The 24,150-nt window shown below is 71.0% G+C and carries 24 protein-coding genes; 20 read left to right on the top strand and 4 right to left on the bottom strand.

Annotation, left to right across the window (positions count from 1 at the left end):
• A complete protein-coding gene (locus ACIF6F_RS18700) occupies window positions 1-915 on the top strand; it encodes a tRNA (adenine-N1)-methyltransferase (RefSeq protein ID WP_399947791.1) in 915 nt (304 codons plus the stop codon).
• Window positions 916-1,119: 204 nt separating this feature from the next.
• On the top strand, window positions 1,120-1,695 hold the full coding sequence (locus ACIF6F_RS18695; RefSeq protein WP_399947789.1) for a hypothetical protein: 576 nt from the start codon (window positions 1,120-1,122) through the stop codon (window positions 1,693-1,695).
• A gap of 4 nt (window positions 1,696-1,699) precedes the next feature.
• Here ACIF6F_RS18695 and ACIF6F_RS18690 read toward each other — a convergent pair whose 3' ends face one another.
• Window positions 1,700-2,020 (bottom strand): ferredoxin, encoded by a 321-nt coding sequence (locus tag ACIF6F_RS18690; protein WP_399947787.1) that lies wholly within the window; start codon window positions 2,018-2,020, stop codon window positions 1,700-1,702.
• 253 nt (window positions 2,021-2,273) lie between these two features.
• On the opposite strand from ACIF6F_RS18690, the gene arc reads away from it, so the two are divergent.
• The 6 genes from arc (at window position 2,274) to prcA (ending at window position 8,089) form a co-directional block, all read left to right on the top strand.
• Window positions 2,274-4,040 (top strand): proteasome ATPase, encoded by a 1,767-nt coding sequence (gene arc, locus ACIF6F_RS18685; RefSeq protein WP_399947784.1) that lies wholly within the window; start codon window positions 2,274-2,276, stop codon window positions 4,038-4,040.
• Between the two features lie 256 nt (window positions 4,041-4,296).
• Entirely contained in the window at window positions 4,297-5,808 is a 1,512-nt protein-coding gene (gene dop, locus ACIF6F_RS18680; RefSeq protein WP_399947782.1) for a depupylase/deamidase Dop, read from the top strand.
• Window positions 5,809-5,964: 156 nt separating this feature from the next.
• The gene (locus ACIF6F_RS18675) at window positions 5,965-6,177 is read left to right on the top strand and encodes a ubiquitin-like protein Pup (RefSeq protein ID WP_226727284.1); all 213 of its coding nucleotides are present in this window, start codon (window positions 5,965-5,967) and stop codon (window positions 6,175-6,177) included.
• A gap of 27 nt (window positions 6,178-6,204) precedes the next feature.
• Window positions 6,205-6,489 carry an endonuclease domain-containing protein gene (locus ACIF6F_RS18670; protein WP_399947862.1) on the top strand — a complete coding sequence of 95 codons (285 nt, stop codon included), beginning with the start codon at window positions 6,205-6,207 and terminating at the stop codon, window positions 6,487-6,489.
• Entirely contained in the window at window positions 6,441-7,280 is an 840-nt protein-coding gene (gene prcB / locus ACIF6F_RS18665) for a proteasome subunit beta (protein WP_399947779.1), read from the top strand. The genes ACIF6F_RS18670 and prcB overlap by 49 nt, the downstream gene beginning before the upstream one ends.
• A 47-nt stretch (window positions 7,281-7,327) precedes the next feature.
• Window positions 7,328-8,089 (top strand): proteasome subunit alpha, encoded by a 762-nt coding sequence (gene prcA / locus ACIF6F_RS18660; RefSeq protein ID WP_399947777.1) that lies wholly within the window; start codon window positions 7,328-7,330, stop codon window positions 8,087-8,089.
• A gap of 111 nt (window positions 8,090-8,200) precedes the next feature.
• On the opposite strand, the gene ACIF6F_RS18655 is transcribed toward prcA, so the two are convergent.
• On the bottom strand, window positions 8,201-9,205 hold the full coding sequence (locus tag ACIF6F_RS18655; RefSeq protein ID WP_399947774.1) for a LacI family DNA-binding transcriptional regulator: 1,005 nt from the start codon (window positions 9,203-9,205) through the stop codon (window positions 8,201-8,203).
• A gap of 125 nt (window positions 9,206-9,330) precedes the next feature.
• Here ACIF6F_RS18655 and ACIF6F_RS18650 point away from each other — a divergent pair, with 125 nt between their 5' ends.
• The 12 genes from ACIF6F_RS18650 (at window position 9,331) to ACIF6F_RS18595 (ending at window position 21,590) form a co-directional block, all read left to right on the top strand.
• Complete coding sequence (locus ACIF6F_RS18650) at window positions 9,331-10,596, top strand: MFS transporter (RefSeq protein WP_399947772.1); 1,266 nt, start codon at window positions 9,331-9,333, stop codon at window positions 10,594-10,596.
• Between the two features lie 69 nt (window positions 10,597-10,665).
• The gene (gene pafA, locus ACIF6F_RS18645; protein WP_399947771.1) at window positions 10,666-12,027 is read left to right on the top strand and encodes a Pup--protein ligase; all 1,362 of its coding nucleotides are present in this window, start codon (window positions 10,666-10,668) and stop codon (window positions 12,025-12,027) included.
• 113 nt (window positions 12,028-12,140) lie between these two features.
• Window positions 12,141-13,091: an FKBP-type peptidyl-prolyl cis-trans isomerase gene (locus ACIF6F_RS18640; protein ID WP_399947769.1), complete on the top strand. Its 951-nt coding sequence runs from the start codon at window positions 12,141-12,143 to the stop codon at window positions 13,089-13,091.
• 63 nt (window positions 13,092-13,154) lie between these two features.
• Window positions 13,155-13,526 (top strand): FKBP-type peptidyl-prolyl cis-trans isomerase, encoded by a 372-nt coding sequence (locus tag ACIF6F_RS18635; protein WP_399947767.1) that lies wholly within the window; start codon window positions 13,155-13,157, stop codon window positions 13,524-13,526.
• Window positions 13,527-13,648: 122 nt separating this feature from the next.
• The gene (locus tag ACIF6F_RS18630; RefSeq protein WP_399947765.1) at window positions 13,649-14,605 is read left to right on the top strand and encodes a helix-turn-helix transcriptional regulator; all 957 of its coding nucleotides are present in this window, start codon (window positions 13,649-13,651) and stop codon (window positions 14,603-14,605) included.
• Window positions 14,606-14,621: 16 nt separating this feature from the next.
• The gene (locus ACIF6F_RS18625; RefSeq protein WP_399947763.1) at window positions 14,622-15,587 is read left to right on the top strand and encodes a helix-turn-helix transcriptional regulator; all 966 of its coding nucleotides are present in this window, start codon (window positions 14,622-14,624) and stop codon (window positions 15,585-15,587) included.
• A gap of 205 nt (window positions 15,588-15,792) precedes the next feature.
• On the top strand, window positions 15,793-16,050 hold the full coding sequence (locus ACIF6F_RS18620; protein ID WP_399947761.1) for a hypothetical protein: 258 nt from the start codon (window positions 15,793-15,795) through the stop codon (window positions 16,048-16,050).
• A gap of 91 nt (window positions 16,051-16,141) precedes the next feature.
• The gene (locus ACIF6F_RS18615; protein ID WP_399947759.1) at window positions 16,142-16,339 is read left to right on the top strand and encodes a hypothetical protein; all 198 of its coding nucleotides are present in this window, start codon (window positions 16,142-16,144) and stop codon (window positions 16,337-16,339) included.
• 170 nt (window positions 16,340-16,509) lie between these two features.
• Complete coding sequence (tatA, locus tag ACIF6F_RS18610) at window positions 16,510-16,794, top strand: Sec-independent protein translocase subunit TatA (protein WP_399947757.1); 285 nt, start codon at window positions 16,510-16,512, stop codon at window positions 16,792-16,794.
• A gap of 50 nt (window positions 16,795-16,844) precedes the next feature.
• Window positions 16,845-17,801, top strand: coding sequence for a twin-arginine translocase subunit TatC (tatC, locus tag ACIF6F_RS18605; protein WP_399947755.1), 957 nt, complete (start codon window positions 16,845-16,847; stop codon window positions 17,799-17,801).
• Window positions 17,802-17,985: 184 nt separating this feature from the next.
• On the top strand, window positions 17,986-20,814 hold the full coding sequence (locus ACIF6F_RS18600) for a DEAD/DEAH box helicase (RefSeq protein ID WP_399947753.1): 2,829 nt from the start codon (window positions 17,986-17,988) through the stop codon (window positions 20,812-20,814).
• 89 nt (window positions 20,815-20,903) lie between these two features.
• On the top strand, window positions 20,904-21,590 hold the full coding sequence (locus ACIF6F_RS18595) for a TetR/AcrR family transcriptional regulator (RefSeq protein ID WP_399947751.1): 687 nt from the start codon (window positions 20,904-20,906) through the stop codon (window positions 21,588-21,590).
• Here the strand turns inward: ACIF6F_RS18595 and ACIF6F_RS18590 are convergent.
• Together ACIF6F_RS18590 and ACIF6F_RS18585 are read right to left on the bottom strand one after the other, a co-directional pair.
• Window positions 21,533-22,492 carry an RluA family pseudouridine synthase gene (locus ACIF6F_RS18590; protein ID WP_399947749.1) on the bottom strand — a complete coding sequence of 320 codons (960 nt, stop codon included), beginning with the start codon at window positions 22,490-22,492 and terminating at the stop codon, window positions 21,533-21,535. The two genes, ACIF6F_RS18595 and ACIF6F_RS18590, sit on opposite strands and share 58 nt — an antisense overlap.
• Before the next feature lie 99 nt (window positions 22,493-22,591).
• The gene (locus ACIF6F_RS18585) at window positions 22,592-24,118 is read right to left on the bottom strand and encodes a serine hydrolase (protein WP_399947747.1); all 1,527 of its coding nucleotides are present in this window, start codon (window positions 24,116-24,118) and stop codon (window positions 22,592-22,594) included.
• Window positions 24,119-24,150: the final 32 nt, after the last annotated feature.

Raw genomic sequence — 24,150 nt, 5'->3', positions numbered from 1 at the left:
ATGTCCGAACCGACCGGTGCCGCCCGCCGTCGCGGGCCCTTCAAGGTCGGGGACCAGGTCCAGCTCACCGACCCCAAGGGACGCCACTACACGTTCACGCTCGAAGCCGGGAAGAACTTCCACACCCACAAGGGTTCCTTCCCGCACGACGAGCTGATCGGCGCTCCCGAGGGCAGTGTTGTCCGTACCACCGGGAACGTCGCGTACCTCGCGCTGCGCCCCCTGCTCCCCGACTACGTCCTGTCCATGCCCCGCGGCGCCGCCGTGGTCTACCCCAAGGACGCGGGCCAGATCCTGGCCTTCGCCGACATCTTCCCCGGCGCACGCGTCGTGGAAGCGGGAGTGGGATCCGGCTCGCTCAGCAGCTTCCTGCTGCGCGCCATCGGCGACCAGGGCATGCTGCACAGCTACGAGCGGCGGGCCGACTTCGCCGAGATCGCCAAGGAGAACGTGGAGCGCTACTTCGGTGGCCCACACCCCGCCTGGCAGCTCACCGTCGGCGACCTCCAGGACAACCTGTCCGACACCGACGTCGACCGCGTCATCCTGGACATGCTCGCCCCCTGGGAGTGCCTGGAGGCCGTCTCCAAGGCCCTCGTCCCCGGCGGCATCCTCTGCTGCTACGTGGCCACCACCACCCAGCTCGCCCGGACCGTCGAGTCCATCCGCGAGGCCGGCTGCTTCGCCGAGCCGCAGCCGTGGGAGTCGATGATCCGCAACTGGCACGTCGAGGGCCTCGCCGTCCGCCCGGACCACCGGATGATCGGCCACACCGGCTTCCTCGTCACCGCCCGCCGCCTCGCCGACGGCGTCGAGCCCCCGCTGCGCCGCCGCCGCCCCGCCAAGGGCGCGTACGGCGAGGACTACGAGGGCCCCGGCAGCCAGTCCGGTGGGGGTACCTCCCAGCGAAACTAGGGGGAGCTCCGGCCGCGGCTGACGCCCCGCCGGGACCCCGCACAACGCACCCGCGCCGTGGCGCAGTTCCCCCGACCCCGGGGGAACTGCGCCACGGCGCCTTTTCGTTGCCCGTGGACCCGCCCGTTCCGCCTCCGTGTGAGGTGTGGCACGATGCTGGCTCCCCCTCAGCCCGGCCAGCGAACCGCACAGGAGACACCCCGCGTGCAGACCCCCGTACTCCCGGAACTGGCGCACTCACGCACCCGGCCGGTCCACTGGGTCGCCACCGCGGCCGCCATGGCCGCCGTCGTCGCCACAGCCGGGCTGCTCCAGCCCGACCGGGCCGCCGGCAGCCCCCAGGCCGCCCAGGGACCCGCAGCGACCGCACCGGACCCCGCCGGCACCGACTTCCCCCTCGACTGCCACGGAGCCCCCGAGACGGTCACCGCCCGCGCCCAGGGGGACCTCGACGGCGACGGCCGCCCCGAGACCGTCGCCGCCGTACGCTGCGACGCCGGCTCCGGCACCCCGCCGCACGGGATCTACGTACTGACCCGCGACACCACCCCCGCGGCCCGCCCCCGCGTCGTGGCCACACTCCTCGCACCCGCCCGGCGCCGCAGCGTGACCGCCCTCGCGGTCACCGGCGGAACCGTCCGCGCCGACCTGATCGGCTACTCCTCCCCGGAGGTTCCCCGCTGCTGCCCCGACGTACACCGGCGCACCGAATGGCGCTGGGCGGGAGGCAAGTTCCTGGAGGAGGAGCGCACGGTCCCGGCCACGCCGGACGGTGTGTGATCCGTCACTCCGCGTCGGGGCCGTAGACCTCGACGCCGTCGGAAACCCGACGCACGTGGATGCAGTCGCCGGGGCACTCCTTGGCCGAGTCCACCACGTCCCGGAGCAGCGGCAGCGGAACCGGCGTGGTCGCACCGGCCTCCTGGAGCAGCTCGTCGTCGGCGCTCTTCACGTACGCCAGCCCGTCGATGTCGAGCTCGAAGACCTCCGGCGCGTACTGCGCGCAGATCCCGTCCCCGGTGCACAGGTCCTGATCGATCCAGACCTCCAGGGGCTCCTGGCTCTCGCCGGCCGCCCCCGTGGGCACCTCGTGCTGCACGGTCATATCTCCCGCTCTTCCCTGCGCGCTCTGATCCAACCTGACGCAAGTCGCGCCAGCCCTGACGGGTGTTGAACACTTCGACCTTACAACCGGCCGCTTTCAGATGTTGATGGGTGGGTATTTCCTTGGCGTGAGGGAGTACGCAAGGGTGAAGATCGGACACGCCCCTACCGTCTTTGTGATCTAGGGGTTTCAATCACCACCAGCCCAGGTAGGGTCAGGAAGCGTCCAGCTCCCCTTGGAGGAGGTGAGGACCGTGGCAGCCCACGACGACGACATCAACCGCGGCATCCGGCCGGGGCGGGGGTCCGACGACCCCGCCGGCCAGGTCGCCTATCTCGAGCAGGAAATCGCCGTCCTGCGCCGCAAGCTCGCCGACTCTCCGCGACACACGAGGATTCTCGAAGAGCGGATCGTCGAGCTGCAGACGAATCTGGCGGGCGTTTCCGCTCAGAATGAGCGGCTCGCCAATACGCTCCGTGAGGCCCGCGACCAGATCGTCGCGCTCAAGGAGGAAGTCGACCGGCTCGCACAGCCGCCGGCCGGTTTCGGTGTCTTCCTGCAAGCCAACGAGGACGGCACCGTCGACATCTTCACCGGAGGCCGGAAACTCCGCGTGAACGTCAGCCCCAGCGTCGAGCCTGACGACCTCAGGCGCGGCCAGGAGGTCATGCTCAACGAAGCGCTCAACGTGGTCGAGGCCATGGAATTCGAGCGGGCCGGGGACATCGTCACCCTCAAGGAAGTCCTGGAGGACGGCGAGCGCGCCCTGGTCGTCGGCCACACCGACGAGGAGAGGGTGGTCAGGCTCGCCGAGCCGCTGCTGGACGCCGTCCTGCGTCCCGGAGACGCCCTCCTGCTCGAAGCCCGCTCCGGCTACGTCTACGAGGTCGTCCCCAAGAGCGAGGTCGAGGAACTCGTCCTCGAAGAGGTCCCGGACATCGACTACGACAAGATCGGCGGCCTGGGCAACCAGATCGAGCTGATCCGCGACGCAGTCGAGCTCCCCTACCTCTACCCCGACCTCTTCAAGGAGCACGAACTGCGGCCGCCCAAGGGCGTCCTGCTGTACGGGCCCCCCGGCTGCGGCAAGACGCTCATCGCCAAGGCCGTCGCCAACTCCCTTGCCAAGAAGGTCGCCGAGGTCTCCGGCCAGCCCGCCGGGAAGTCCTACTTCCTGAACATCAAGGGCCCCGAACTCCTCAACAAGTACGTCGGCGAGACCGAGCGGCACATCCGCCTGGTCTTCCAGCGGGCCCGCGAGAAGGCCAGCGAGGGCACCCCCGTCATCGTCTTCTTCGACGAGATGGAATCGCTCTTCCGCACCCGCGGATCCGGCGTCAGCTCGGACGTGGAGAACACCATCGTCCCGCAGCTGCTCGCCGAGATCGACGGCGTCGAAGGCCTGGAGAACGTCATCGTCATCGGCGCCTCCAACCGCGAGGACATGATCGACCCGGCCATCCTGCGCCCCGGCCGGCTCGACGTGAAGATCAAGATCGAGCGTCCGGACGCCGAAGCGGCCAAGGACATCTTCGCCAAGTACCTCAAGGCCTCCCTGCCCCTGCACGCGGACGACCTGTCCGAGCACCAGGGATCGCCCCAGGTCGCGGTCGCCAGCATGATCCAGACCGTCGTCGAGCAGATGTACGCCGAGTCCGAGGAGAACCGCTTCCTCGAAGTCACGTACGCGAACGGCGACAAGGAAGTCCTGTACTTCAAGGACTTCAACTCCGGAGCCATGATCCAGAACATCGTGGACCGGGCGAAGAAGATGGCGATCAAGAACTTCCTCGACCACAACCAGAAGGGACTCCGGGTCTCCCACCTCCTCCAGGCGTGCGTGGACGAGTTCAAGGAGAACGAGGACCTGCCCAACACCACCAACCCGGACGACTGGGCCCGGATCTCCGGAAAGAAGGGCGAGCGGATCGTCTTCATCCGCACCCTCGTCACCGGAAAGCAGGGCGCGGACACCGGCCGCTCCATCGACACGGTGGCCAACACCGGTCAGTACCTCTGAAAATCAGGGCGGCTGCGGGTGCCCTCCACGAGGGCACCCGCAGCCGACTGCATTCCCGCCCGGGAAGCCCCCACAGCGACCCGAAACGGACCACCGGCAATGACTGAAATGATCTCCCCACCAGCGCGGAGCCGCTCTAGGCTCTTCCATACCGCCGGGCGCGCAGTGCGGGGACGGGCACCGCACACGCACCGGAGCACCAGCGGTACTTGAGCGCCGCTCCCGGAGGGGAGCGCCGCCGGGCAAGGAGGGCCGCATGACCGTACGGCGAGTAATGGGGATCGAGACGGAGTACGGGATCTCCGTCCCCGGCCACCCGAACGCCAATGCCATGCTCACCTCGTCCCAGATCGTCAACGCCTACGCGGCGGCGATGCACCGGGCGCGACGCGCCCGCTGGGACTTCGAGGAGGAGAACCCGCTGCGGGACGCCCGCGGCTTCGACCTCGCCCGCGAGGCCGCCGACAGCAGCCAGCTCACCGACGAGGACATCGGCCTCGCCAACGTCATCCTCACCAACGGAGCACGGCTCTACGTCGACCACGCCCACCCCGAGTACAGCTCGCCGGAGATCACCAATCCCCGCGACGCCGTCCTCTGGGACAAGGCCGGCGAACGCATCATGGCCGAGGCCGCCGAACGCGCCGCCCAGCTCCCCGGCGCCCAGCCGATCCACCTCTACAAGAACAACACCGACAACAAGGGCGCCTCCTACGGCACGCACGAGAACTACCTGATGAAGCGGGAGACCCCCTTCTCGGACATCGTGCGGCACCTCACGCCCTTCTTCGTCAGCCGCCAGGTCGTCACCGGCGCCGGACGCGTCGGCATCGGCCAGGACGGCCGCGAACACGGCTTCCAGATCAGCCAGCGTGCGGACTACTTCGAGGTCGAGGTCGGCCTGGAGACCACCCTCAAGCGCCCCATCATCAACACCCGCGACGAACCCCACGCCGACGCCGAGAAGTACCGCCGCCTCCACGTGATCATCGGCGACGCCAACCTCTCGGAGATCTCCACCTACCTCAAGCTCGGCACCACCGCACTGGTCCTGTCGATGATCGAGGACAACTTCATCGCGGTGGACCTCGCCGTGGACCAGCCGGTGCGCACCCTGCACCAGGTCTCCCACGACCCCGGGCTGACCCACCTGATCACGCTGCGCAGCGGCCGCACGCTGACCGCCGTACAACTCCAGATGGAGTACTACGAGCTCGCACGGAAGTACGTCGAAGAGCGTTTCGGTTCCGACGCGGACGAGCAGACCAAGGATGTCCTCTCACGGTGGGAGGACGTGCTGGGCAGGCTGGAGAGCGACCCCATGAGCCTGGCCGGCGAGCTCGACTGGATCGCCAAGCGGGAGATCCTGGAGGGCTACCGCCGCCGGGACGGGCTCGACTGGGACGCCGCCCGGCTGCACCTGGTGGACCTCCAGTACTCGGACGTGCGCCCCGACAAGGGCCTGTACAACCGCCTGGTGGCCCGCGGGAAGATGAAGCGGCTCCTGACCGAGGACGCGGTGGAACGCGCCGAGAGCAAGCCCCCGGAGGACACCAGGGCCTACTTCCGGGGCCGCTGCCTGGAGCAGTACGCGGACGACGTCGCCGCGGCCTCCTGGGACTCGGTGATCTTCGACCTGCCGGGGCGGGACTCGCTCCAGCGGGTGCCGACCCTGGAACCCCTGCGGGGTACCCGCAACCACGTCAAGGAGCTGCTGGACCGCTGCCGGACGGCCGAGGACCTGGTCCGGGTGCTGTCGGGCGGCTGACCGCCGCGATCGCGGCTGAAAGCCGGCGCGTCCGGGAATCATGGAAGAGACTCCCGGACCTTCGAAAAGTACGGGACCGAAAGTCGGACCCTCCTTGTAGGGTCTGAGCAGGGTCTGATCTTGAGATCTCGAACCGAGTAGCGGGGTGAGGTAGACATGGCGACCAAGGACACCGGCGGCGGGCAGCAGAAGGCCACGCGCTCCACCGAAGAGGTTGAGGAGCAGACCGCGGAAGCGAGCTCCGACCTCAAGGAGCGCCAGGAGAAGCTCTCGGACGACGTCGACTCCGTCCTCGACGAAATCGATGATGTGCTCGAGGAGAACGCCGAGGACTTCGTGCGCTCCTTCGTTCAGAAGGGTGGCGAGTAGCGGCCGTCTGGGCCGCGTAGCCTTCGAATCCAAGGTCGGGGTGGGCGGAGTCGTCCGCGAGCGCGTGGCTGCCCCAGGGCGCCACGAGGCCACCGCGCCGGACGGACCGTCCGCCCCGATGCAATCCCGGATCATGTTGATCGCGATCATCGGACGGGTAAGGTCCGAGGCGTAACTCTGCTTCAGCTGCAATGCCGCATAGGCCAGTTCAAGGATCGGCCGGACGTCACAAGGCGTGCAGCCGCATACGTGGAAGGAAACCTGTGGAAGCCAACATTCACAGCACAGGGCGTCTGCCGGCAGCCTTCCTGACGCCGGGGTCCTCGTCCTTCATGGACTTCCTGGGGAGTCACTCGCCGGAGCTGCTGCCGGGGAACCGGCGGCTGCCGGACGGGGTCGTCGAGGCCCCGCACGGCACGACCATCGTGGCCGCGACCTTCCCCGGGGGCGTCGTCCTCGCCGGTGACCGCCGCGCCACCATGGGCAACATGATCGCCCAGCGCGACATCGAGAAGGTCTTCCCGGCCGACGAGTACTCCGCGGTGGGCATCGCGGGCACGGCCGGCCTGGCCGTCGAGATGGTCAAGCTGTTCCAGCTGGAGCTGGAGCACTTCGAGAAGGTCGAGGGCGCCACCCTCTCCCTGGAGGGCAAGGCCAACCGCCTCTCCACGATGATCCGCAGCAACCTCGGCATGGCCATGCAGGGCCTGGCCGTGGTGCCGCTGTTCGCCGGCTGGGACGAGGGCAAGGAGAAGGGCCGCATCTTCTCCTACGACGTGACCGGCGGCCGCTCCGAGGAGCACGGCTACGCCGCCACCGGCTCCGGCTCGATCTTCGCCCGCGGTTCCATGAAGAAGCTGTACCGCGAGGACCTGACGGAGGACCAGGCCACGACGCTGGTCGTGCAGGCCCTCTACGACGCCGCCGACGACGACTCGGCGACCGGTGGGCCGGACCTGTACCGGAACATCTACCCGATCGTCACCGTCATCACTGACGAGGGCTTCCGACGCCTGACCGACCAGGAGTCCTCGGAGGTCGCCCGCCGGGTGACCGACCGTCGCCTCCAGGAGCCCGACGGGCCGCGCGCCGCGCTGCTCTGACCATTCGTCACTGATTTCGTCACTGAGAAGGAAGGGACGGATAGCCGGTGTCGACGCCGTTCTATGTGTCACCCCAGCAGGCCATGGCCGACCGGGCGGAGTACGCCCGCAAGGGCATCGCCCGCGGCCGCAGCCTTGTCGTGCTGCAGTACGCCGACGGCATTGTGTTCGTCGGTGAGAACCCGTCCCGCGCGCTGCACAAGTTCAGCGAGATCTACGACCGGATCGGCTTCGCGGCCGCCGGAAAGTACAACGAGTACGAGAACCTGCGCATCGGCGGCGTGCGCTACGCCGACCTCCGCGGGTACACCTACGACCGTGACGACGTGACGGCCCGCGGGCTGGCCAACGTCTACGCGCAGACGCTGGGCACGATCTTCTCGAGCGCGGCGGAGAAGCCGTACGAGGTGGAGCTGGTCGTCGCCGAGGTGGGCACCACCGCCGCGGGCGACCAGATCTACCGGCTGCCGCACGACGGCTCGATCGTGGACGAGCACGGCTCGGTCGCGGTCGGCGGCAACGCCGAGCAGATCAGCAGCTACCTCGACCAGCGTCACCGTGACGGGATGACGCTGCCGGAGGCGCTGAAGCTGGCGGTGCAGGCGCTGTCGAACCAGGCCAACGGCGCGGACCGGGAGATCCCGGCGGACCGGCTGGAGGTGGCGGTGCTGGACCGTACGCGGACCCAGCAGCGGAAGTTCAAGCGGATCCGGGGCCGGCAGCTGGCGCGGCTGCTGGAGCCGGAGGTGACCGCCGAGGTGCAGGCGGACGCGGTGTCCAAGGACGAGGACCCGGAGGACGCCGAGTAGGCGCGGTGGTCCGCGTGGTGTGAGTGCGGGGGAGCCCCGGTCGCGATGGGCGGCCGGGGCTTCGTCGTGTCCGGAGCCGGGGCCGGGGCCGGGCCGGGTGCGCGCGGTCGGTCAGCGGGCCGGGGGCGGGGCGGTGGAGCCGCGCACGACGAGCTCGACGGGGAGTTCGGGGGTCTCCCGGGGGCGGCCTTCGAGGACGGAGAGGAGGGCGCGCATGCCTTCCTGGCCGACCTGTTCGGCGGGGAGGCGGACGGTGGTGAGTTCGGGTTCGACGGCGGTGGCGAGGGAGAGGTCGTCGAAGCCGGTGACGGAGAGGTCGTCGGGGATGCGCAGGCCGAGGCGGCGGGCGGCCTTGCAGGCGCCGGCGGCGAGGATGTCGTCGTCGCACAGGACGGCGGTCGGCCGGTCGGGGCCCGCGGTGGTGAGGGCCGCCTCGACGGCGGCCCGGGCGGCGTCGACGGTGAGCGGGGCGTGGGTGGTGCGCAGCCGGGTGCCGGGGGTGTCGCGGAGGGTGTCGGCGAGGGTGCGGGCGCGGACCCGGAAGGTCCAGGTGTCGACCGTGGAGGCGAGGTGGAGGAGGTGCCGGTGGCCGAGGCCGAGGAGGTGTCCGGCGGCCTGGCGTACGCCGTCGGCGATGGCGAGGTTGACGTGGGCGGCGGCGCCGTCGGCGGGGTCGCTGTCGAGCATGACGAGGGGGAGGTCGGCGCCTTTGATGGCTTCGAGGGCTCCGGCGGCCATGGAGGAGGCGATGACGCCGTCGAGGGCGGCGCGGGCTGAGGCGAAGGGGTCGCGGGCGGGGCCGGTGCCGTCGGGCGAGGGGTAGAGGACGACGCCGAAGCCGTGTTCGGCGGCGACGGCCGCGGCGCCGGTGTAGACGCGGGCGAAGAACTCGTTGGTGAGGGCGGGGACGACGAGGAGCGCGGTGCGGGTGCTGCCGAGGCGGAGGCTGCGGGCGGCGAGGTTGGGGCGGTAGCCGAGTTCCTCGGCGGCGGCGCGGACGAGGTCGGCGGTGCGGCGGGAGACGCGTCCGGTCCACTTGTCTCCGAGGACGAGGGAGACGGTGGCCTGGGAGACGCCGGCGTGGGCGGCCACGTCCCGGCTGGTGGGCCTCGTCACGTCGTGCCTCCGTCGTGCCTGGTGGTGGGTGCGCGAGGTGGACCCGCGGCTGTCGTCATGGTACGTATAACGGGAGACGTTATACGTAAAACCCCGGGGGTGTTCCCGGCGGAAGGGACGCACACATGGCCGCGGGATACGCGGAACTCCTCAGGACGCGGCACGCGGCACGGCTGCTGGCGGGGACGCTGGTCGGCCGGCTGCCCACGGCCACGGCGAACATCGCGATCGTGCTGTTCATCCGCGCCGAGGGCGGCAGCTACACCCTGGCCGGCGCCCTGGCGGCCGCCTACGGCCTGGCCACGGCCGCCGGGCAGCCGCTGCTGGGCCGCGCCGTGGACGTGTACGGGCAGCCACGCATCCAGCTGCCGGCCGCCGTGGTCTCCGCGCTCGCGATGGGGGTGCTGGCGCTCTCGGGGACCGGCTCGCTGGTGCTGGCGTACGCGGCGGCGATCGTCGCGGGTCTGTTCACGCCGCCGCTGGAGGGCGGTCTGCGGGCGCTGTGGCCGAGCGTGCTGGGCGGCCGTGAGGACAAGGTGCACGCCGCGTACGCGATGGACGCGGTGGCCCAGGAGATCATGTACACGGTCGGTCCGCTGCTGGTGACGCTGATGGTCGCGGTCTGGTCCCCGGCGGCCGCGCTGATGGTGATCAACGTGCTGGGCGTGCTGGGGGCGCTGGCCGTGGTGACGTCCGAGCCGGCCCGGAGGTGGCGCTCGGAGCCGCGGGAGGCGCACTGGCTCGGGGCCCTGCGCTCGCGCGGGCTGCTGGCCCTGCTGGCGGCGTTCTTCTTCGTGGGGTCGGCGCTGGGTTCGATCAGCGTCGCGGGCGTCGCGTACGCCGACGACCACGGCGGCCAGGCGGTGTACGGCTGGCTGATGGCCGCGCTGGGTCTCGGCGCGCTGGTCGGCGGTGTGGCGTACGGGGCGCGGCAGTGGGCCGGGTCCGCGGAGCGGCGGCTGACGGTGCTGGTGGGGCTGCTGGCGCTGGGGTACGTGCCGCTGCTGCTGACGCCGGGTCCGGTGCCGATGGCGGCCCTGTCGGCGCTGGCGGGCGTGTTCCTGGCGCCGTCGCTGGCCTGTGCCTTCGTCGTGGTGGACCGGCACGCGCCGGCGGGCACGGTGACGGAGGCCTTCTCGTGGCTGGTGACCTTCTTCGGGGTGGGCGCGGCGATCGGTACGGCGGCGGCGGGTCCGGTGGTGGAACTCGCGGGCACGGCGGCGAGCTTCGGCGTGGCGGTGGCCGGAGGCGGCGCGGCGTTCCTGGTCCTGATGGGCACTCAGCGGGTGCTGTGCGGTCCGGGGCGGGCGCGGCGCGTGGCGGGCTCGCCCGCGGGCCGGGGTACGGAGGAGGCCGTGGTGGGCCCGGAGGCGGGCGTTTCCGCGGGCTGATCCGAAAATGATCGGAACGCCGCCGCCGAACCCGGTTTGCGAGCACGGCTGAAGGCGTAATGTTCAGACATGGACCGCCGCATTTTCGGGCTGGAGAACGAGTACGGCGTCACGTGCACGTTCAGGGGACAGCGCCGACTGTCTCCTGACGAAGTGGCGCGCTACCTCTTCCGCCGTGTCGTGTCATGGGGCCGCAGCAGCAATGTCTTCCTGCGGAACGGCGCCCGCCTGTATCTCGATGTGGGTTCGCATCCGGAATACGCAACTCCCGAATGCGACAACGTGACCGAACTGGTCACCCACGACAAGGCGGGCGAGCGCATTCTCGAAGGCCTGCTCGTCGACGCAGAGCGCCGCCTGCACGAGGAGGGAATCGCGGGCGACGTTTACCTGTTCAAGAACAACACGGACTCGGCGGGGAACTCGTACGGCTGCCACGAGAACTATCTGGTGGCGCGGCACGGGGAATTCTCGCGGCTCGCGGACATTCTCATCCCGTTCCTGGTGACGCGGCAGCTCATCTGCGGCGCGGGCAAGGTGCTGCAGACCCCGCGCGGCGCCGTGTACTGCGTGAGCCAGCGGGCCGAGCACATCTGGGAGGGCGTCAGCTCCGCGACGACGCGGTCCCGGCCCATCATCAACACCCGCGACGAGCCGCACGCGGACGCCGAGCGGTACCGCCGGCTCCACGTCATCGTGGGCGACTCGAACATGTCCGAGACGACGATGCTGCTGAAGGTCGGCGCGACGGACCTGGTGCTGCGGATGATCGAGGCGGGCACGGTGATGCGCGACCTCACGCTGGAGAACCCGATCCGGGCGATCCGCGAGGTCAGCCACGACATCACCGGTCAGCGCAAGGTCCGGCTGGCGAGCGGCCGGGAGGCCTCGGCGCTGGAGATCCAGCGCGAGTACTTCGACAAGGCGGTCGACTTCGTCGAGCGCCGCGGGATCCGTACGGGCACGGTCGAGCAGGTGCTGGAGCTGTGGGGCCGTACCCTCGACGCGATCGAGGCCGAGGAGCTCGACCGGATCGAGACCGAGATCGACTGGGTCATGAAGTACAAGCTCATCGAGCGGTACCGCGCCAAGCACAACATGACCATGTCCAACCCGCGGGTGGCGCAGATAGACCTCGCGTACCACGACATCCACCGCCGCAGGGGCCTGTACTACCTGTTGGAGCGGAAGGGCCAGGCCGCGCGGATCTGCAACGACATCAAGATCTTCGAAGGGAAGTCGGTGCCGCCGCAGACCACGCGTGCGCGGCTGCGCGGTGACTTCATCCGCCGGGCCCAGGAGCAGCGCCGGGACTTCACGGTCGACTGGGTGCACCTGAAGCTCAACGACCAGGCGCAGCGCACCGTGCTGTGCAAGGACCCGTTCCGGTCGGTGGACGACCGGGTGGAGAAGCTGATCGCCGGGATGTAGGCCGGCCGGGCGGCCGGGTCGCGGCGCAGGGGCCCCGTAGCTTCCTCGTACGGGGCCCTTGCTACGCCTTAGAGTGGCGGCGACCGATGTGCCGTTAGAGATCTGAGGAACACGTGCGCCGACTTGCCGGCCTGCTGGTCGTCCCCCTCCTGCTGCTGTCGACAGCGGCGTGCGGTGACGACAAGGGCTCCGACTCCGCCACCGTAGAGAGCACGAACGGGGTGCCCGCGATCACCGCCGGTGCCAAGTTCGGGGAGAAGCCGACCCTCGCCAAGGGAGTGGGCACTCCGCCGAAGGACCTGAAGGTCGTGGTCATCAGCGAGGGCAAGGGCCCGAAGCTGAAGAAGGGCGACGAGGCCAAGGTCAACTACCTGGGCCAGGAGTGGGACGAGGACAAGCCCTTCGACAACAGCTTCGACCGCGGTGAGCCGTTCGCGCTGACGATCGGCGCGGGCAGCGTCATCAAGGGCTGGGACCAGGGGCTGGAGGGCCAGAAGGTCGGCAGCCGCGTCGAGCTGGTGATCCCGCCGGACATGGGCTACGGCGCCTCGGGCCAGGGCGACATCAAGCCCAACGCCACGCTGGTGTTCGTGGTGGACATCCTGGAGGGCAAGACGCCCAAGCCGGTGCCGACGTCCGCCAAGGGCACGGTCGTCCCGCAGGACGACAAGACGCTCCCGCAGGTGGGCACCAACACCGACGGCAAGGCCCCGTCGCTGGACATCCCGAAGAACGACCCGCCGAAGAAGCTGGTCTCGAACTACGTGATCGAGGGTTCCGGCGCGGCCGTGAAGCCCACCGACTCCGTGGTCGTGAAGTACGTCGGCAAGCTGTGGAAGGACGGGAAGGTGTTCGACAGCACCTACGCCCAGAACACCACGCAGACCTTCCCGCTGGGCCAGCTGACGCTGAAGGGCCTCAAGGACGGCATCGCCGGCAAGAAGGAGGGCAGCCGCATCCTGCTGGTCATCCCGCCGGACCAGGGCCTGGGTGACAAGGAGCAGGGCGGCATTCCGCCGAATTCCACGCTGGTCTTCGCGCTGGACATCCTGCAGATCAAGTAGCGGGGCCCCCGGGATGGCAAACTGTCCCGGTTGACCGGTTCGCAAGTTTGAGGAGCAAGTGCTGTGAGCATCGAGAAGCCCGAGATCGACTTCCCGGAGGGCCCCGAGCCCACCGACCTCGTCATCGAGGACATCTGGGTCGGCGAGGGCGCCGAGGCCAAGGCCAAGGACGTCGTCAAGGTCCACTACGTGGGCGTGGCCTTCTCCACCGGTGAGCAGTTCGACGCGTCCTGGGACCGCGGCCAGCCGCTGCAGTTCCAGCTCGGTGTCGGCCAGGTCATCGCCGGCTGGGACCAGGGCGTCCAGGGCATGAAGGTCGGCGGCCGTCGCAAGCTGACGATCCCGGCGCACCTGGCGTACGGCGACCGCGGCGCCGGCGGCGTGATCAAGCCGGGCGAGACGCTGATCTTCGTCTGCGACCTGGTCGCCGTCTGATCGGTTCGTTCGCGACCGTTGTGGGACCCCTGCCTTACGGCGGGGGTCCCTCGCTTTTGTCCGTGGGCGAAGGGGCGGTACGGTCAACGGTCACAAGCACGATGAGAGGGGCGAGGGGCGTCGTGGCGATTGCCAAGGCCGAGCGGCTGATGAATCTGGCGTTGTGCCTGCTCGGCACCCGCCGACCACTCAGCAAGCGGGAGCTGCGCGGCTCCATCGAGGCCTACATGGAGGCGGGCAACGACGACTCCTTCAACCGCATGTTCGAGCGGGACAAGGACGACCTGCGCGAGCTGGGCCTGGTGATCGAGACGGTCGAGGCCCTGGACGGGGAGATCGGCTACCTCGCCCGCCGCGACAGCAACCGGCTGCCGCCGGTGTCGCTGGACGCCGAGGAGGCGGCGGCCCTCGGGCTCGCGGCCAAGGTGTGGCAGCAGGCCCGGCTGGCGGGTGCCGCGTCCGGGGCCCTGCAGAAGCTGCGGGCCGCGGGGATGCCGGAGGCGGAGGACCCGTACGAGGGGCAGCACAGCGCCATCGAGCCGCGGATCCCGGTCCACGAGGCGGCCTTCGAGCCGCTGATGCTGGCCTGCCGGGACCGGCGGCCGGTGACCTTCGACTACCGCAAGTCCAACGCGGTACGCCCGGAGCAGCGGCAGGTGGAGCCCTGGGCGCTGGAGTGCTGGCGCGGGCAGTGGTACCTGGCCGGATTCGACCGGGAGCGCGGTGCGGAGCGGGTGTTCCGGCTCTCGCGCATCACCGGCAAGGTGAAGTCGCGGGCCGGGAAGTACACGGCCGAGGTGCCGGACGTGGTGACCGTGCGCGAGACCGTCGCGGGCTGGGCCGGGGAGACCGCCGACCGTTCGGCGCGGATCCGGCTGCGGCAGGGCGCCGGCTACCCGCTGCGGGCCCGCGCCACGGCCGTGCGGGACGCCGGCGGGGGCTGGGACGAGCTGGAGATCCCGTACGGGCACGGACTGGACGCCTGGCTGGTCGAGTTCGGACCGGACGTGATCGTGCTGGAGCCCGCGGACCTGCGGGCGGACGTGGTGGACCGGCTGCGCGCCGTCGCCAAGGGCTGAGGGGGACTCGTACGACATGGCCGCCAACGCCATCGACCAGACGCGCCGGATGCTGTCCCTGGTGACGTACCTGCGGGAGCGCCCCGGGGCGCGGATCGCGGACGTCGCCCGGGCCTTCGGGATCAGCGAGGACGAGCTGATCTCGGACCTCGACGTGCTGCCCATGTGCGGGACCAGCTTCCGCGGCGGGGACCTGCTGGACATCGACACCGACGGCGAGCGGATCTGGTGGCGCAATCCCGATGCCTCGGGGGAGTCCACCGCGGAGCCGCTCCGGCTCGCCGCCGACGAGGCCACCGCCCTGCTGGTGGCCGCGCGCGCCGTGGCCACCCTGCCCGGGCTGCGCGAGAGCGACCGGGAGGCCCTGCTGCGGGCCACCGCGAAGCTGGAGGGCGCCGCCGGTGACGCGGCGGGAGCCAGCTCCCGGCTGAACGTGACCTTCGAGTCCGAGGGCGGTGTCTTCGCCGACGTGGACCGGGCGATCTCCGAGCGGCGCCGGCTGTGGCTGCGCTACTACTCGCCGGCCCGGGACGAGCTGACCGAGCGGGAGGTCGACCCGATCCGGCTGTTCGCCGTCGGCCACACGTACCTGGAGGGCTGGTGCCACCTCTCCGAGGCCCGGCGCACCTTCCGGCTCGACCGGGTGGCCGAGATCCGGCTCCTCGACGAGCGGGCCGAGCCGCCGGCCATCGAGCCGCGGGACCTGTCCGAGGGGCTGGTGCAGCCCTCGGCCGAGGACCCCGAGGTGGTCGTCGAGGTCGGTCCCGGCGGGCGCTGGGTGGCCGAGTACTACCCGCACGACAGCGCGCGTGAGCTGCCCGACGGCGGCCTGCGGATCACCCTGCGGACCCCGGAGCCGGCCTCCCTGCGCCGGCTCGCGCTGCGGCTCGGCGCCGACGGGCGGATCGTCGCCCCGGCAGAGCTGGCGGACAGCGCCCGGCGGGCGGCGGCCGAGGCACTCGCCGCGTACGACGCGCACTGACCCGGTACCGCGGCGGGCGGCAGGCCCCGGCGGGCGGGCCGGCACGGGGGAAGGCGGAGCCGGGCGGCGGCCGCGGCCCCGCGGTACGACGGCACACCGCACACACGCCACGCCGGACGGCACCGGCCGGCACACCGCACACCGCCCGGCCCGGGGCCGGCACACCGAACACGACACCGAGACGGACACGGAGGGGGATCCGCGGATGACGCCGGGAATGCCGGGGGTGGCGGCGCTGTCCGCGGCGGTCGAGCAGGTGCTGTTCAAGGCTGCCTGCCCGGACTGCCGGGCCCGCTTCGAGCTCCACGCGGAGGCGCTGCGGCTGGCCATCGGCGGCAGCAAGCGGAGCACCTTCTACTCCTTCACCTGCCCCGAGTGCGGGGTGGCCGTCCGCAAGCCGGCCGGCGAGCGGATCGTGGAACTCCTCACGGGCGGCGGGGTCAGCACGCTGCGCAGCGTGTAGCCCGTCCGGGACGCGGGCACCGCCCGGCATCGGCGCGGCCGGCGGAGCCGGGCCGTCCGGGGCGGGGCGCCGGGCCGGTTAGGCTCAGCCCATGCTCTGGCCGATGCTCGCAATTGCCCTGGGGTTCCTCGGACTCGCCGTCCTGGGCGTCCTCGCCGTCCGCGTGTACGTCGAGGTCCGGCGGCTGGCCCGGCAGGTGGACGACGCGAGCCGCCGCATCGCCGGCGCGGCGGGCGACCTGGAGAGCGCGACCGCCGATCTGGCCAGGGCGGGCGGCACCCTGTCCTGACCTGCGGATCCTGCGGATCACGGAATGCGCCCCGCAATCGGGAAGACGCCAGGGGATTGCAAGGCGTTCACCGGTGCGGGTTACGATCCTTCACAGTGCGCCGCTCCCGGACGTCCGTCCGGACCGGCGTCCGCACCACTCCAGCCGCCCCGGTGAGAAGGAAGCCACACATGATCGGCAATCTGAAGCCCCTCGAGATCGTTCTGATCATCGCTGTCATCCTGCTGCTGTTCGGCGCCAAGAAGCTCCCGGAGATGGCGCGCTCCCTCGGCAAGTCGGCCCGCATCCTCAAGAGCGAGGCCAAGGCCATGAAGAAGGACGACGAGGTGCCCGCCGAGCCGGCCGCCGACCCGTCCGCCGCGCAGCAGGCCGCCCCGCGCACCATCCAGGCCGCGCCCGGTGACGTCAGCAGCTCCCGCCCGGTCAGCGAGCCGAACCGCACCGCCCAGAGCTGACACCGCAGCTCCGCCCAGCTGTTGGCCGCGCACGAGACGAGGGACGTGGGTTGCTCAAGTCTGCCCGCAAGCAGGAGAAGCAGGAGAAGGACGCCGAGGGGCGGATGCCGCTCGCGGAGCACCTTCGCGAGCTGAGGAACCGCCTGCTCAAGTCGGTCCTGGTGATCCTGGTGATCACGGTGGTCGCCGCGGTCTTCTACAAGGACCTGATCGACTTCATGCTCCGGCCGATGCTGGAGTCGGTCGGCTGCACCGACGGCGTGGTCACCCAGCGCAACGGGCGGCCGTGTGCGGACATGACCGTCAACGGTCTGATCGCACCGTTCTCGATCGCCCTGAAGGTGTCCCTCGCGGCCGGTGTCGTGCTGTCCGCACCGGTCTGGCTGTACCAGCTGTGGGCCTTCATCGCCCCCGGCCTGCACGGCCACGAGAAGCGGTACGCGATCAGCTTCGTGCTGGTCGGCGCCCCGCTCTTCCTCGGCGGCGCGGTCCTCGCGTACAACATCCTCCCGCAGACCGCGCAGATCCTGCTCGAGTTCACCCCCGAGCACGCGCGGAACCTGCTGCCGGTGGACGACTACCTCGACCTGGTCACGCGCATGGTCGTGGTCTTCGGCCTGGCCTTCGAGCTGCCGCTGCTGCTGATCCTGCTGAACTTCACCGGGGTGCTCACCGCCAGGCGGCTGGCGGGCTGGTGGCGCGCCATGGTGATCGGCATCACGGTCTTCTCGGCCTTCGCGACCCCGACCGGCGACCCGCTGACCATGCTCTCGCTGGCCGCGCCGATCGTCGCCCTGTACTTCATCGCCCTGGGCGTCTGCCTGCTCAACGACCGACGGCGGCGGCGCAACAACCCCGACGCCGGTCTGGACGACGACGAGGCGTCGCACCTGGACCTCACCCCGGAGACGATCGGGGGGGTCGAGCCGGTCGGGGCGCCGGCCGCCCTGCCCGAGCAGTCTGACGGCGGCCGGAGCCGGATCAACGGGTACGACGACGCGACCTGAGCCGGGGCCCCGTCGGCACCGCCCGAACGAGGGGCGGCCGGCGGGTGACGGCCCGGCGCGGTACGGGTACGCAGAGGGCACGGACGGTTTTCCACGAACCGTTCGTGCCCTTCGTCATGGTTCGTCACCCCTTCAATAAAGATCGCGCCGCGTGTCAGAGGTGCCGGGTAGGCTCGGAGACAAGATGACAGAGGACCTCTCACCCGCCGAGCGGTACGCCGCTTCCCGGATCCGCGCCGCAGAGGAGGCCACTGCCCTGGCCCCCTTCCGCGAGCTCTACGACTTCGGGCTCGACCCCTTCCAGATCGAGGCCTGCCAGGCCCTGGAGGCCGGAAAGGGCGTGCTCGTCGCAGCCCCCACCGGCTCTGGCAAGACCATCGTCGGCGAGTTCGCCGTGCACCTGGCCCTCACCCAGGGCCGCAAGTGCTTCTACACCACCCCGATCAAGGCCCTGTCGAACCAGAAGTACGCCGACCTGGTCAAGCGCTACGGCGCGGAGAAGGTCGGCCTGCTCACCGGCGACAACAGCGTCAACAGCGAAGCGCCCATCGTGGTCATGACCACCGAGGTGCTCCGCAACATGCTGTACGCGGGCTCCCAGTCGCTGCTCGGCCTCGGGTACGTGGTCATGGACGAGGTGCACTACCTCTCCGACCGCTTCCGCGGCGCCGTCTGGGAGGAAGTGATCATCCACCTCCCCGAGTCGGTGACCCTGGTCTCCCTCTCCGCCACCGTCTCCAACGCCGAGGAGTTCGGCGACTGGCTCGACACGGTGCGCGGCGACACCGCCGTGATCGTCTCCGAGGAGCGGCCGGTCCCGCTCTGGCAGCACGTGATGGCCGGACGCCGGATCTACGACCTCTTCGAGGAGGAGAGCGACCACGGCGGCCGCGGCTCCGCCCGCCGCGAGGTCAACCCCGACCTGCTGCGCATGGCGCGCATGGAGAACAGCAGGACGTACAACCCGCGCGACCGGCGCCGCGGCAAGATGGTCCGCGAGGCCGACCGCGAGCGGGAGCGCCGCTCCCGCAGCCGCATCTGGACGCCCGGCCGCCCCGAGGTCATCGAGCGCCTCGACAACGAGGGCCTGCTCCCCGCCATCACCTTCATCTTCAGCCGGGCCGGCTGCGAGGCCGCCGTACAGCAGTGCCTGTACGCGGGGCTGCGGCTGAACGACGACGCGGCGCGCCTGCAGGTGCGCGAGCTCGTCGAGGAGCGCACCGCCTCCATCCCCGCCGAGGACCTGCACGTGCTCGGCTACTACGAGTGGCTGGAGGGCCTGGAGCGCGGCATCGCCGCCCACCACGCGGGCATGCTGCCCACCTTCAAGGAGGTCGTGGAGGAGCTGTTCGTCCGGGGCCTGGTGAAGGCCGTGTTCGCCACCGAGACCCTGGCGCTGGGCATCAACATGCCCGCCCGCACGGTGATCCTGGAGAAGCTCGTCAAGTGGAACGGCGAGCAGCACGCCGACATCACGCCCGGCGAGTACACCCAGCTCACCGGCCGCGCAGGCCGGCGCGGCATCGACGTCGAGGGCCACGCGGTGGTGCTCTGGCAGCGCGGCATGGACCCGGGTGCCCTCGCGGGCCTCGCGGGCACCCGCACGTACCCGCTGCGGTCCAGCTTCAAGCCCTCGTACAACATGGCCGTCAACCTCGTGCAGCAGTTCGGGCGGCACCGGTCCCGGGAGCTGCTGGAGACCTCCTTCGCGCAGTTCCAGGCCGACCGCTCGGTCGTCGGGATCTCCCGGCAGGTGCAGCGCAACGAGGAGGGCCTGGCCGGCTACCGCGAGGGCATGACCTGCCACCTCGGGGACTTCGCCGAGTACGCGCGGCTGCGCCGCGACCTCAAGGACCGCGAGACCGAACTGGCCAAGCAGGGTGCCGCCCAGCGGCGCGCCCAGGCCGCGGCCTCCCTGGAGAAGCTCAAGCCGGGCGACGTCATCCACGTGCCCACCGGCAAGTTCGCCGGGCTCGCGCTGGTGCTGGACCCGGGCGTGCCGGGCGGGCGGTCCAACGGCCACCGCGGCTTCGAGTACCAGGAGGGCCCGCGCCCGCTGGTGCTGACCGCCGAGCGGCAGGTCAAGCGGCTCGCGTCGATCGACTTCCCGGTGCCGGTGGAGGCGCTGGAGCGGATGCGGATCCCGAAGTCCTTCAACCCCCGCTCCCCGCAGTCCCGCCGGGACCTCGCGTCGGCCCTGCGCACCAAGGCCGGCCACATCGTGCCGGACCGCCACAAGCGGGGGCGGGCGGCCGCGGCGGACGACCGCGAGATCGCCCGGCTGCGCGCCGAGCTGCGGGCGCACCCCTGCCACGGCTGCGACGAGCGCGAGGACCACGCCCGCTGGGCGGAGCGGTACCACCGCCTCCAGCGCGACACCAGGCAACTGGAGCGGCGCATCGAGGGGCGGACGAACACCATCGCCCGCACCTTCGACCGGATCCACGCCCTGCTCACCGAGCTGGACTACCTGCGGGAGGACGAGGTCACCCCGCACGGCAGGCGGCTGGCCCGGCTCTACGGCGAGCTCGACCTGCTCGCCTCCGAGTGCCTGCGCGCCGGCGTCTGGGAGGGCCTGGACCCGGCCGAACTGGCCGCCTGCGTCTCGGCGCTGGTCTTCGAGGCGCGGCAGTCGGACGACGCCGTCGCCCCGAAGGTGCCGGGCGGGGCCGCGAAGGCGGCGCTCGGCGAGATGGTGCGGATCTGGGGGCGGCTCGACGCCCTGGAGGAGGAGCACCGGATCAATCAGGCCGAAGGCGTGGGCCAGCGCGAGCCCGACCTGGGCTTCGCCTGGGCCGCGTACCAGTGGGCTTCGGACAAGAGCCTCGACGAAGTGCTGCGTGAGGCGGAGATGCCGGCCGGCGATTTCGTGCGCTGGTGCAAGCAGGTCATCGACGTCCTGGGCCAGATCGCGGCCGCGGCGCCCGCCGAGGGCTCCACGGTGGCCAGAAATGCCCGCAAGGCCGTCGACGCGCTGCTGCGGGGTGTGGTGGCCTACAGCTCCGTGGGCTGAGCCCCTTCGGCTGTTCCTCCGAATCGGGGAATGGCCTGATGGTGCTCTTGTCATGATCGGTCTTCCGTGCGTTGTGCGACGATCGGTCCATGAACTCAACTGGTCGTCGCGTCGGGCGTCCGCGCGCCGACCAGCGCGCGGACAGCGGGGTGCCGCCCCGGGAGGAACTCCTCGGGGCGGCTGCCGAACTGTTCACCCGCCGCGGGTACGCGGCCACCACCACCCGGGCCGTGGCCCAGTTGGCCGGAATGCGGCAGGCCACGATGTACCACTACTTCGGCGGCAAGGAGGAACTCCTCGTCGAGTTGCTGGAGTCGACGGTCAGTCCCTCCCTCGCGGTGGCCCGGCGGATGGTGGCCGACACCACGCGTCCGGCCGCCGAGCGGCTGTGGGAGCTGTGCCGCTCGGACGTGCTGCTGCTGTGCGGGGGACGGCACAACCTGGGCGCCCTCTACCTGCTGCCCGAGGTCCGGGGCGAGAGCTTCGCCGGCTTCCGCCGGATCCGCGGCGAACTCAAGTCTGCCTACCGCGAGTTGCTGCGACTCACCCCGGTCGGGGAGGAACTCGCCGGTGAGGAGGACGAGTTGGTACTGCGCAACGACCTCGTCTTCGGTCTGATCGAGGGCGTGATCCTGATCCGCGGCTCCGATCCCGGGCGCTCCGCCGTGGAGTTCGCCGAGGCGACCGCCGATGCGGCGCTGCGGATAGCGGGACTGACTCAGGCGGTCTCCTGTGGGCTCCCGTCGGCCCAGCCCTCGGGGTCGTCCCAGGCCTGAAGGGTCCGGCCGGACTCGAAGCGGTGTGCCGCGCCCGTCACCGGGTCGGTGAACTCCAGCACCCGGGCCAGCAGTTGGAGCGGGCGCCGGTAGTCGTCCGGGGCGGGGTCGGTGACCTCCGGGTAGACCGGGTCGCCGAGGATCGGCAGGCCCAGGGAGTTCATGTGCACCCGCAGCTGGTGGGTGCGGCCGGTGGCCGGGGTCAGCCGGTAGCGGCCGAGCGCGCCGCGGCGCTCCAGGAGTTCGATGCGGCTCTCCGCGTTGGGCTCGCCGGGCTGTTCCGCGGCGGCGATCACGCCGCGGGTCTTCTCGATGCGGCTGCGGACGGTGCGCGGGAGGGCGAGGGAAGGCGCGTACGGGGCCAGGGCCTCGTACTCCTTGCCGACCCGGCGGCCGGCGAAGAGCTGCTGGTAGGCGCCGCGGTCCTCGCGGCGGACGCTGAACATCACCAGGCCGGCCGTGAGCCTGTCCAGCCGGTGCGCGGGGCTCAGCTCCGGGATTCCCAGCCGGTGCCGGAGCAGCGCGAGGGCCGTCTGCGTGACGTGGCTGCCGCGCGGGGTGGTGGCGAGGAAGTGCGGCTTGTCCACGACCAGCAGGTGCGGGTCGCGGTGCACCACGCGCAGGGGGAACGGCACGGGCGCCTCGGGCGCCAGTTCCCGGTGGAACCACACGTGGTCGCCGGGGCGGTACGGGGCATCGGCGGCGAGGGGACCGGCGCTGCCGTACACCCGGCCGTCGCGCAGCAGCCGGTCGACAGCGGCCTCGCCCGCGCCGCCGCGGTAGTGCGCTCGCAGGTAGCTGCCCAGGTCGGGCCATTCGCCCTCGGGCAGCCGCAGGCGGACCGGGTCGATGCCGAGGCGCTGGGGGAGGGGCGAGGGGGGTGCGTGCGCGGGGCGTCTCATCGTGGGTCCCAGCGTACGACGCCGACCAGGCCGCCCGGGTTCCGGGCGGGCGCCGGCCGCCCGTCACCCCGGATTACGGGCGGCCGCCGGCCGCCGCCGTCACTGCTGCCGCCGGAAGGTGCCCAGGCCGTTCTCGTCCAGGTACTCCACGCGCATCCCGCCGTCGGTGAAGAACACCCCGGTGCGGCCGACGGCGTTCTCGCCGGCTGTCTGGAAGCTGAACGTGTTCCCGTCGTAGTGGGTGAGCGGGTAGTTCTGCGGCTCCGGGCCCAGGTGCAGCACGAGTTTGCCGTCCCGGCCGGCGGTGACGGTGGCCCGGCCGTAGAACGGGTTGGTGTACCTGCCGGTGTACGCGCTGTCCGGCCGGGCCGGCTTCGCGTTGGCCGGCGGCTTGGTGTAGTCCGTGTCCGAGCCGCCCTGGTTGAGCTGCTCCTCGTAGCCCTTGGCCACGATCGGCAGCCAGTCCCGGGTGGGCTTGCCGTGCTCGGCGACGTCGAAGAAGTTGAGGGCGATGGTGTCGGGCAGGCCCGAGGGCGCGCCGTTGGTCAGCACCACGATGCCGAGGTTGTCGGACGGAACCAGGGTGACGTTGGTGTTGGTACCGAGTGCGAAGGCTCCGGAGTGGCTCAGGCGCAGCCGGCCGTTCTCGTCGTAGCGCACGTTCCAGCCCAGGCCGTAGAAGCCGGGCTGGGCGTTCGCCTCGGCGGGGGGATGGCTGATGCTGTGCGGGACGTGGGTCTCGGCCAGGCCCTCGCTGTTCACGACCTGCTTGCCGTCGATCTTCCCGGCGCCCATCTGGAGGCGCAGCCAGCGGGCCATGTCCTCGGCGTTGGAGCTGACGCCGCCGGCCGCCGTCTGCGCGTCGGCGTCGCGGACGTACAGCGGCTTCCAGGTGCCGTCGGCGGTCTTGACGTGCGTGAGGGCGCGGTTCGGCGCCTTCTCGTAGTCGCTGAAGCGGGAGCTGGTGTGCGTCATCCCGGCGGGCTTGTACAGCAGGTCGTCGGAGAGCTGGTCCCAGGGCACGCCCTTGGCCTTGGCGACGGCCTCGGCGGCCGCCGTGAAGCCGAAGTTGGTGTAGGCGTAGCTGGTGCGGAACGGGGTGAGCGGCTCGTAGCGCAGACGGGACAGGATGTACTCCTGGTCGTATCCCAGGTCCTCCAGGAGGTCGCCGGAGTGGTCGGGCAGGCCCGAGCGGTGGGAGAGCAGGTCGGCCGCCGTGACGTGCGAACTCACCCAGGGATCCTTGAGGGTGACGCCCTTCAGCGGATCGTCGAAGCCGTCGGCGCCGACGGCCTGTGCCACGACGGTGGTGGCCACCGGCTTGGAGACCGAGGCGAGTTGGAAGACGGTGTCCGGGCTGACCTTCTTGTCCGGGGAGTTGGTGTCGCGGACGCCGAAGCCCTTCTGGTAGACGACCTTGTCGTCGTGGACCACGGCCACGGCGACGCCGGGCACGCCGGTGCGCTTCATGCCGTCCTGCACCTGTGCGTCCAGCTGGTCGAGCGCCGTCTGCACGTCGAAGTCGCCGGGGCTCGGGCTCGGTGACGGTGCGGCGGCGACGGCTCCGGCCACCAGGGCGAGCCCGGCGGCGAATGACAGCCCCCTGCGCTTGCTGTTGCGTCGCATAGGTCCATTGAACGACGGTCCCACGTCGCCCG

The sequence above is a fragment of the Streptomyces sp. NPDC086023 genome (assembly GCF_044540325.1).
GTDB lineage: Bacteria > Actinomycetota > Actinomycetes > Streptomycetales > Streptomycetaceae > Streptomyces.
Note: the sequence above shows the minus strand (reverse complement) of the source record. Positions and strands in the feature narration are given on the sequence as shown.

Excerpts from the sequence above, each read along its gene's own strand:
- ACIF6F_RS18590 (WP_399947749.1), bottom strand. The coding sequence starts at position 22,492 with ATGAGACGCCCCGCGCACGCACCCCCCTCGCCCCTCCCCCAGCGCCTC.
- pafA (WP_399947771.1), top strand. The coding sequence starts at position 10,666 with ATGGACCGCCGCATTTTCGGGCTGGAGAACGAGTACGGCGTCACGTGC.
- tatA (WP_399947757.1), top strand. The coding sequence starts at position 16,510 with ATGATCGGCAATCTGAAGCCCCTCGAGATCGTTCTGATCATCGCTGTC.
- dop (WP_399947782.1), top strand. The coding sequence starts at position 4,297 with ATGACCGTACGGCGAGTAATGGGGATCGAGACGGAGTACGGGATCTCC.
- ACIF6F_RS18595 (WP_399947751.1), top strand. The coding sequence starts at position 20,904 with ATGAACTCAACTGGTCGTCGCGTCGGGCGTCCGCGCGCCGACCAGCGC.
- ACIF6F_RS18600 (WP_399947753.1), top strand. The coding sequence starts at position 17,986 with ATGACAGAGGACCTCTCACCCGCCGAGCGGTACGCCGCTTCCCGGATC.
- ACIF6F_RS18700 (WP_399947791.1), top strand. The coding sequence starts at position 1 with ATGTCCGAACCGACCGGTGCCGCCCGCCGTCGCGGGCCCTTCAAGGTC.
- ACIF6F_RS18690 (WP_399947787.1), bottom strand. The coding sequence starts at position 2,020 with ATGACCGTGCAGCACGAGGTGCCCACGGGGGCGGCCGGCGAGAGCCAG.
- ACIF6F_RS18650 (WP_399947772.1), top strand. The coding sequence starts at position 9,331 with ATGGCCGCGGGATACGCGGAACTCCTCAGGACGCGGCACGCGGCACGG.
- ACIF6F_RS18615 (WP_399947759.1), top strand. The coding sequence starts at position 16,142 with ATGCTCTGGCCGATGCTCGCAATTGCCCTGGGGTTCCTCGGACTCGCC.
- ACIF6F_RS18585 (WP_399947747.1), bottom strand. The coding sequence starts at position 24,118 with ATGCGACGCAACAGCAAGCGCAGGGGGCTGTCATTCGCCGCCGGGCTC.
- ACIF6F_RS18625 (WP_399947763.1), top strand. The coding sequence starts at position 14,622 with ATGGCCGCCAACGCCATCGACCAGACGCGCCGGATGCTGTCCCTGGTG.
- ACIF6F_RS18620 (WP_399947761.1), top strand. The coding sequence starts at position 15,793 with ATGACGCCGGGAATGCCGGGGGTGGCGGCGCTGTCCGCGGCGGTCGAG.
- ACIF6F_RS18675 (WP_226727284.1), top strand. The coding sequence starts at position 5,965 with ATGGCGACCAAGGACACCGGCGGCGGGCAGCAGAAGGCCACGCGCTCC.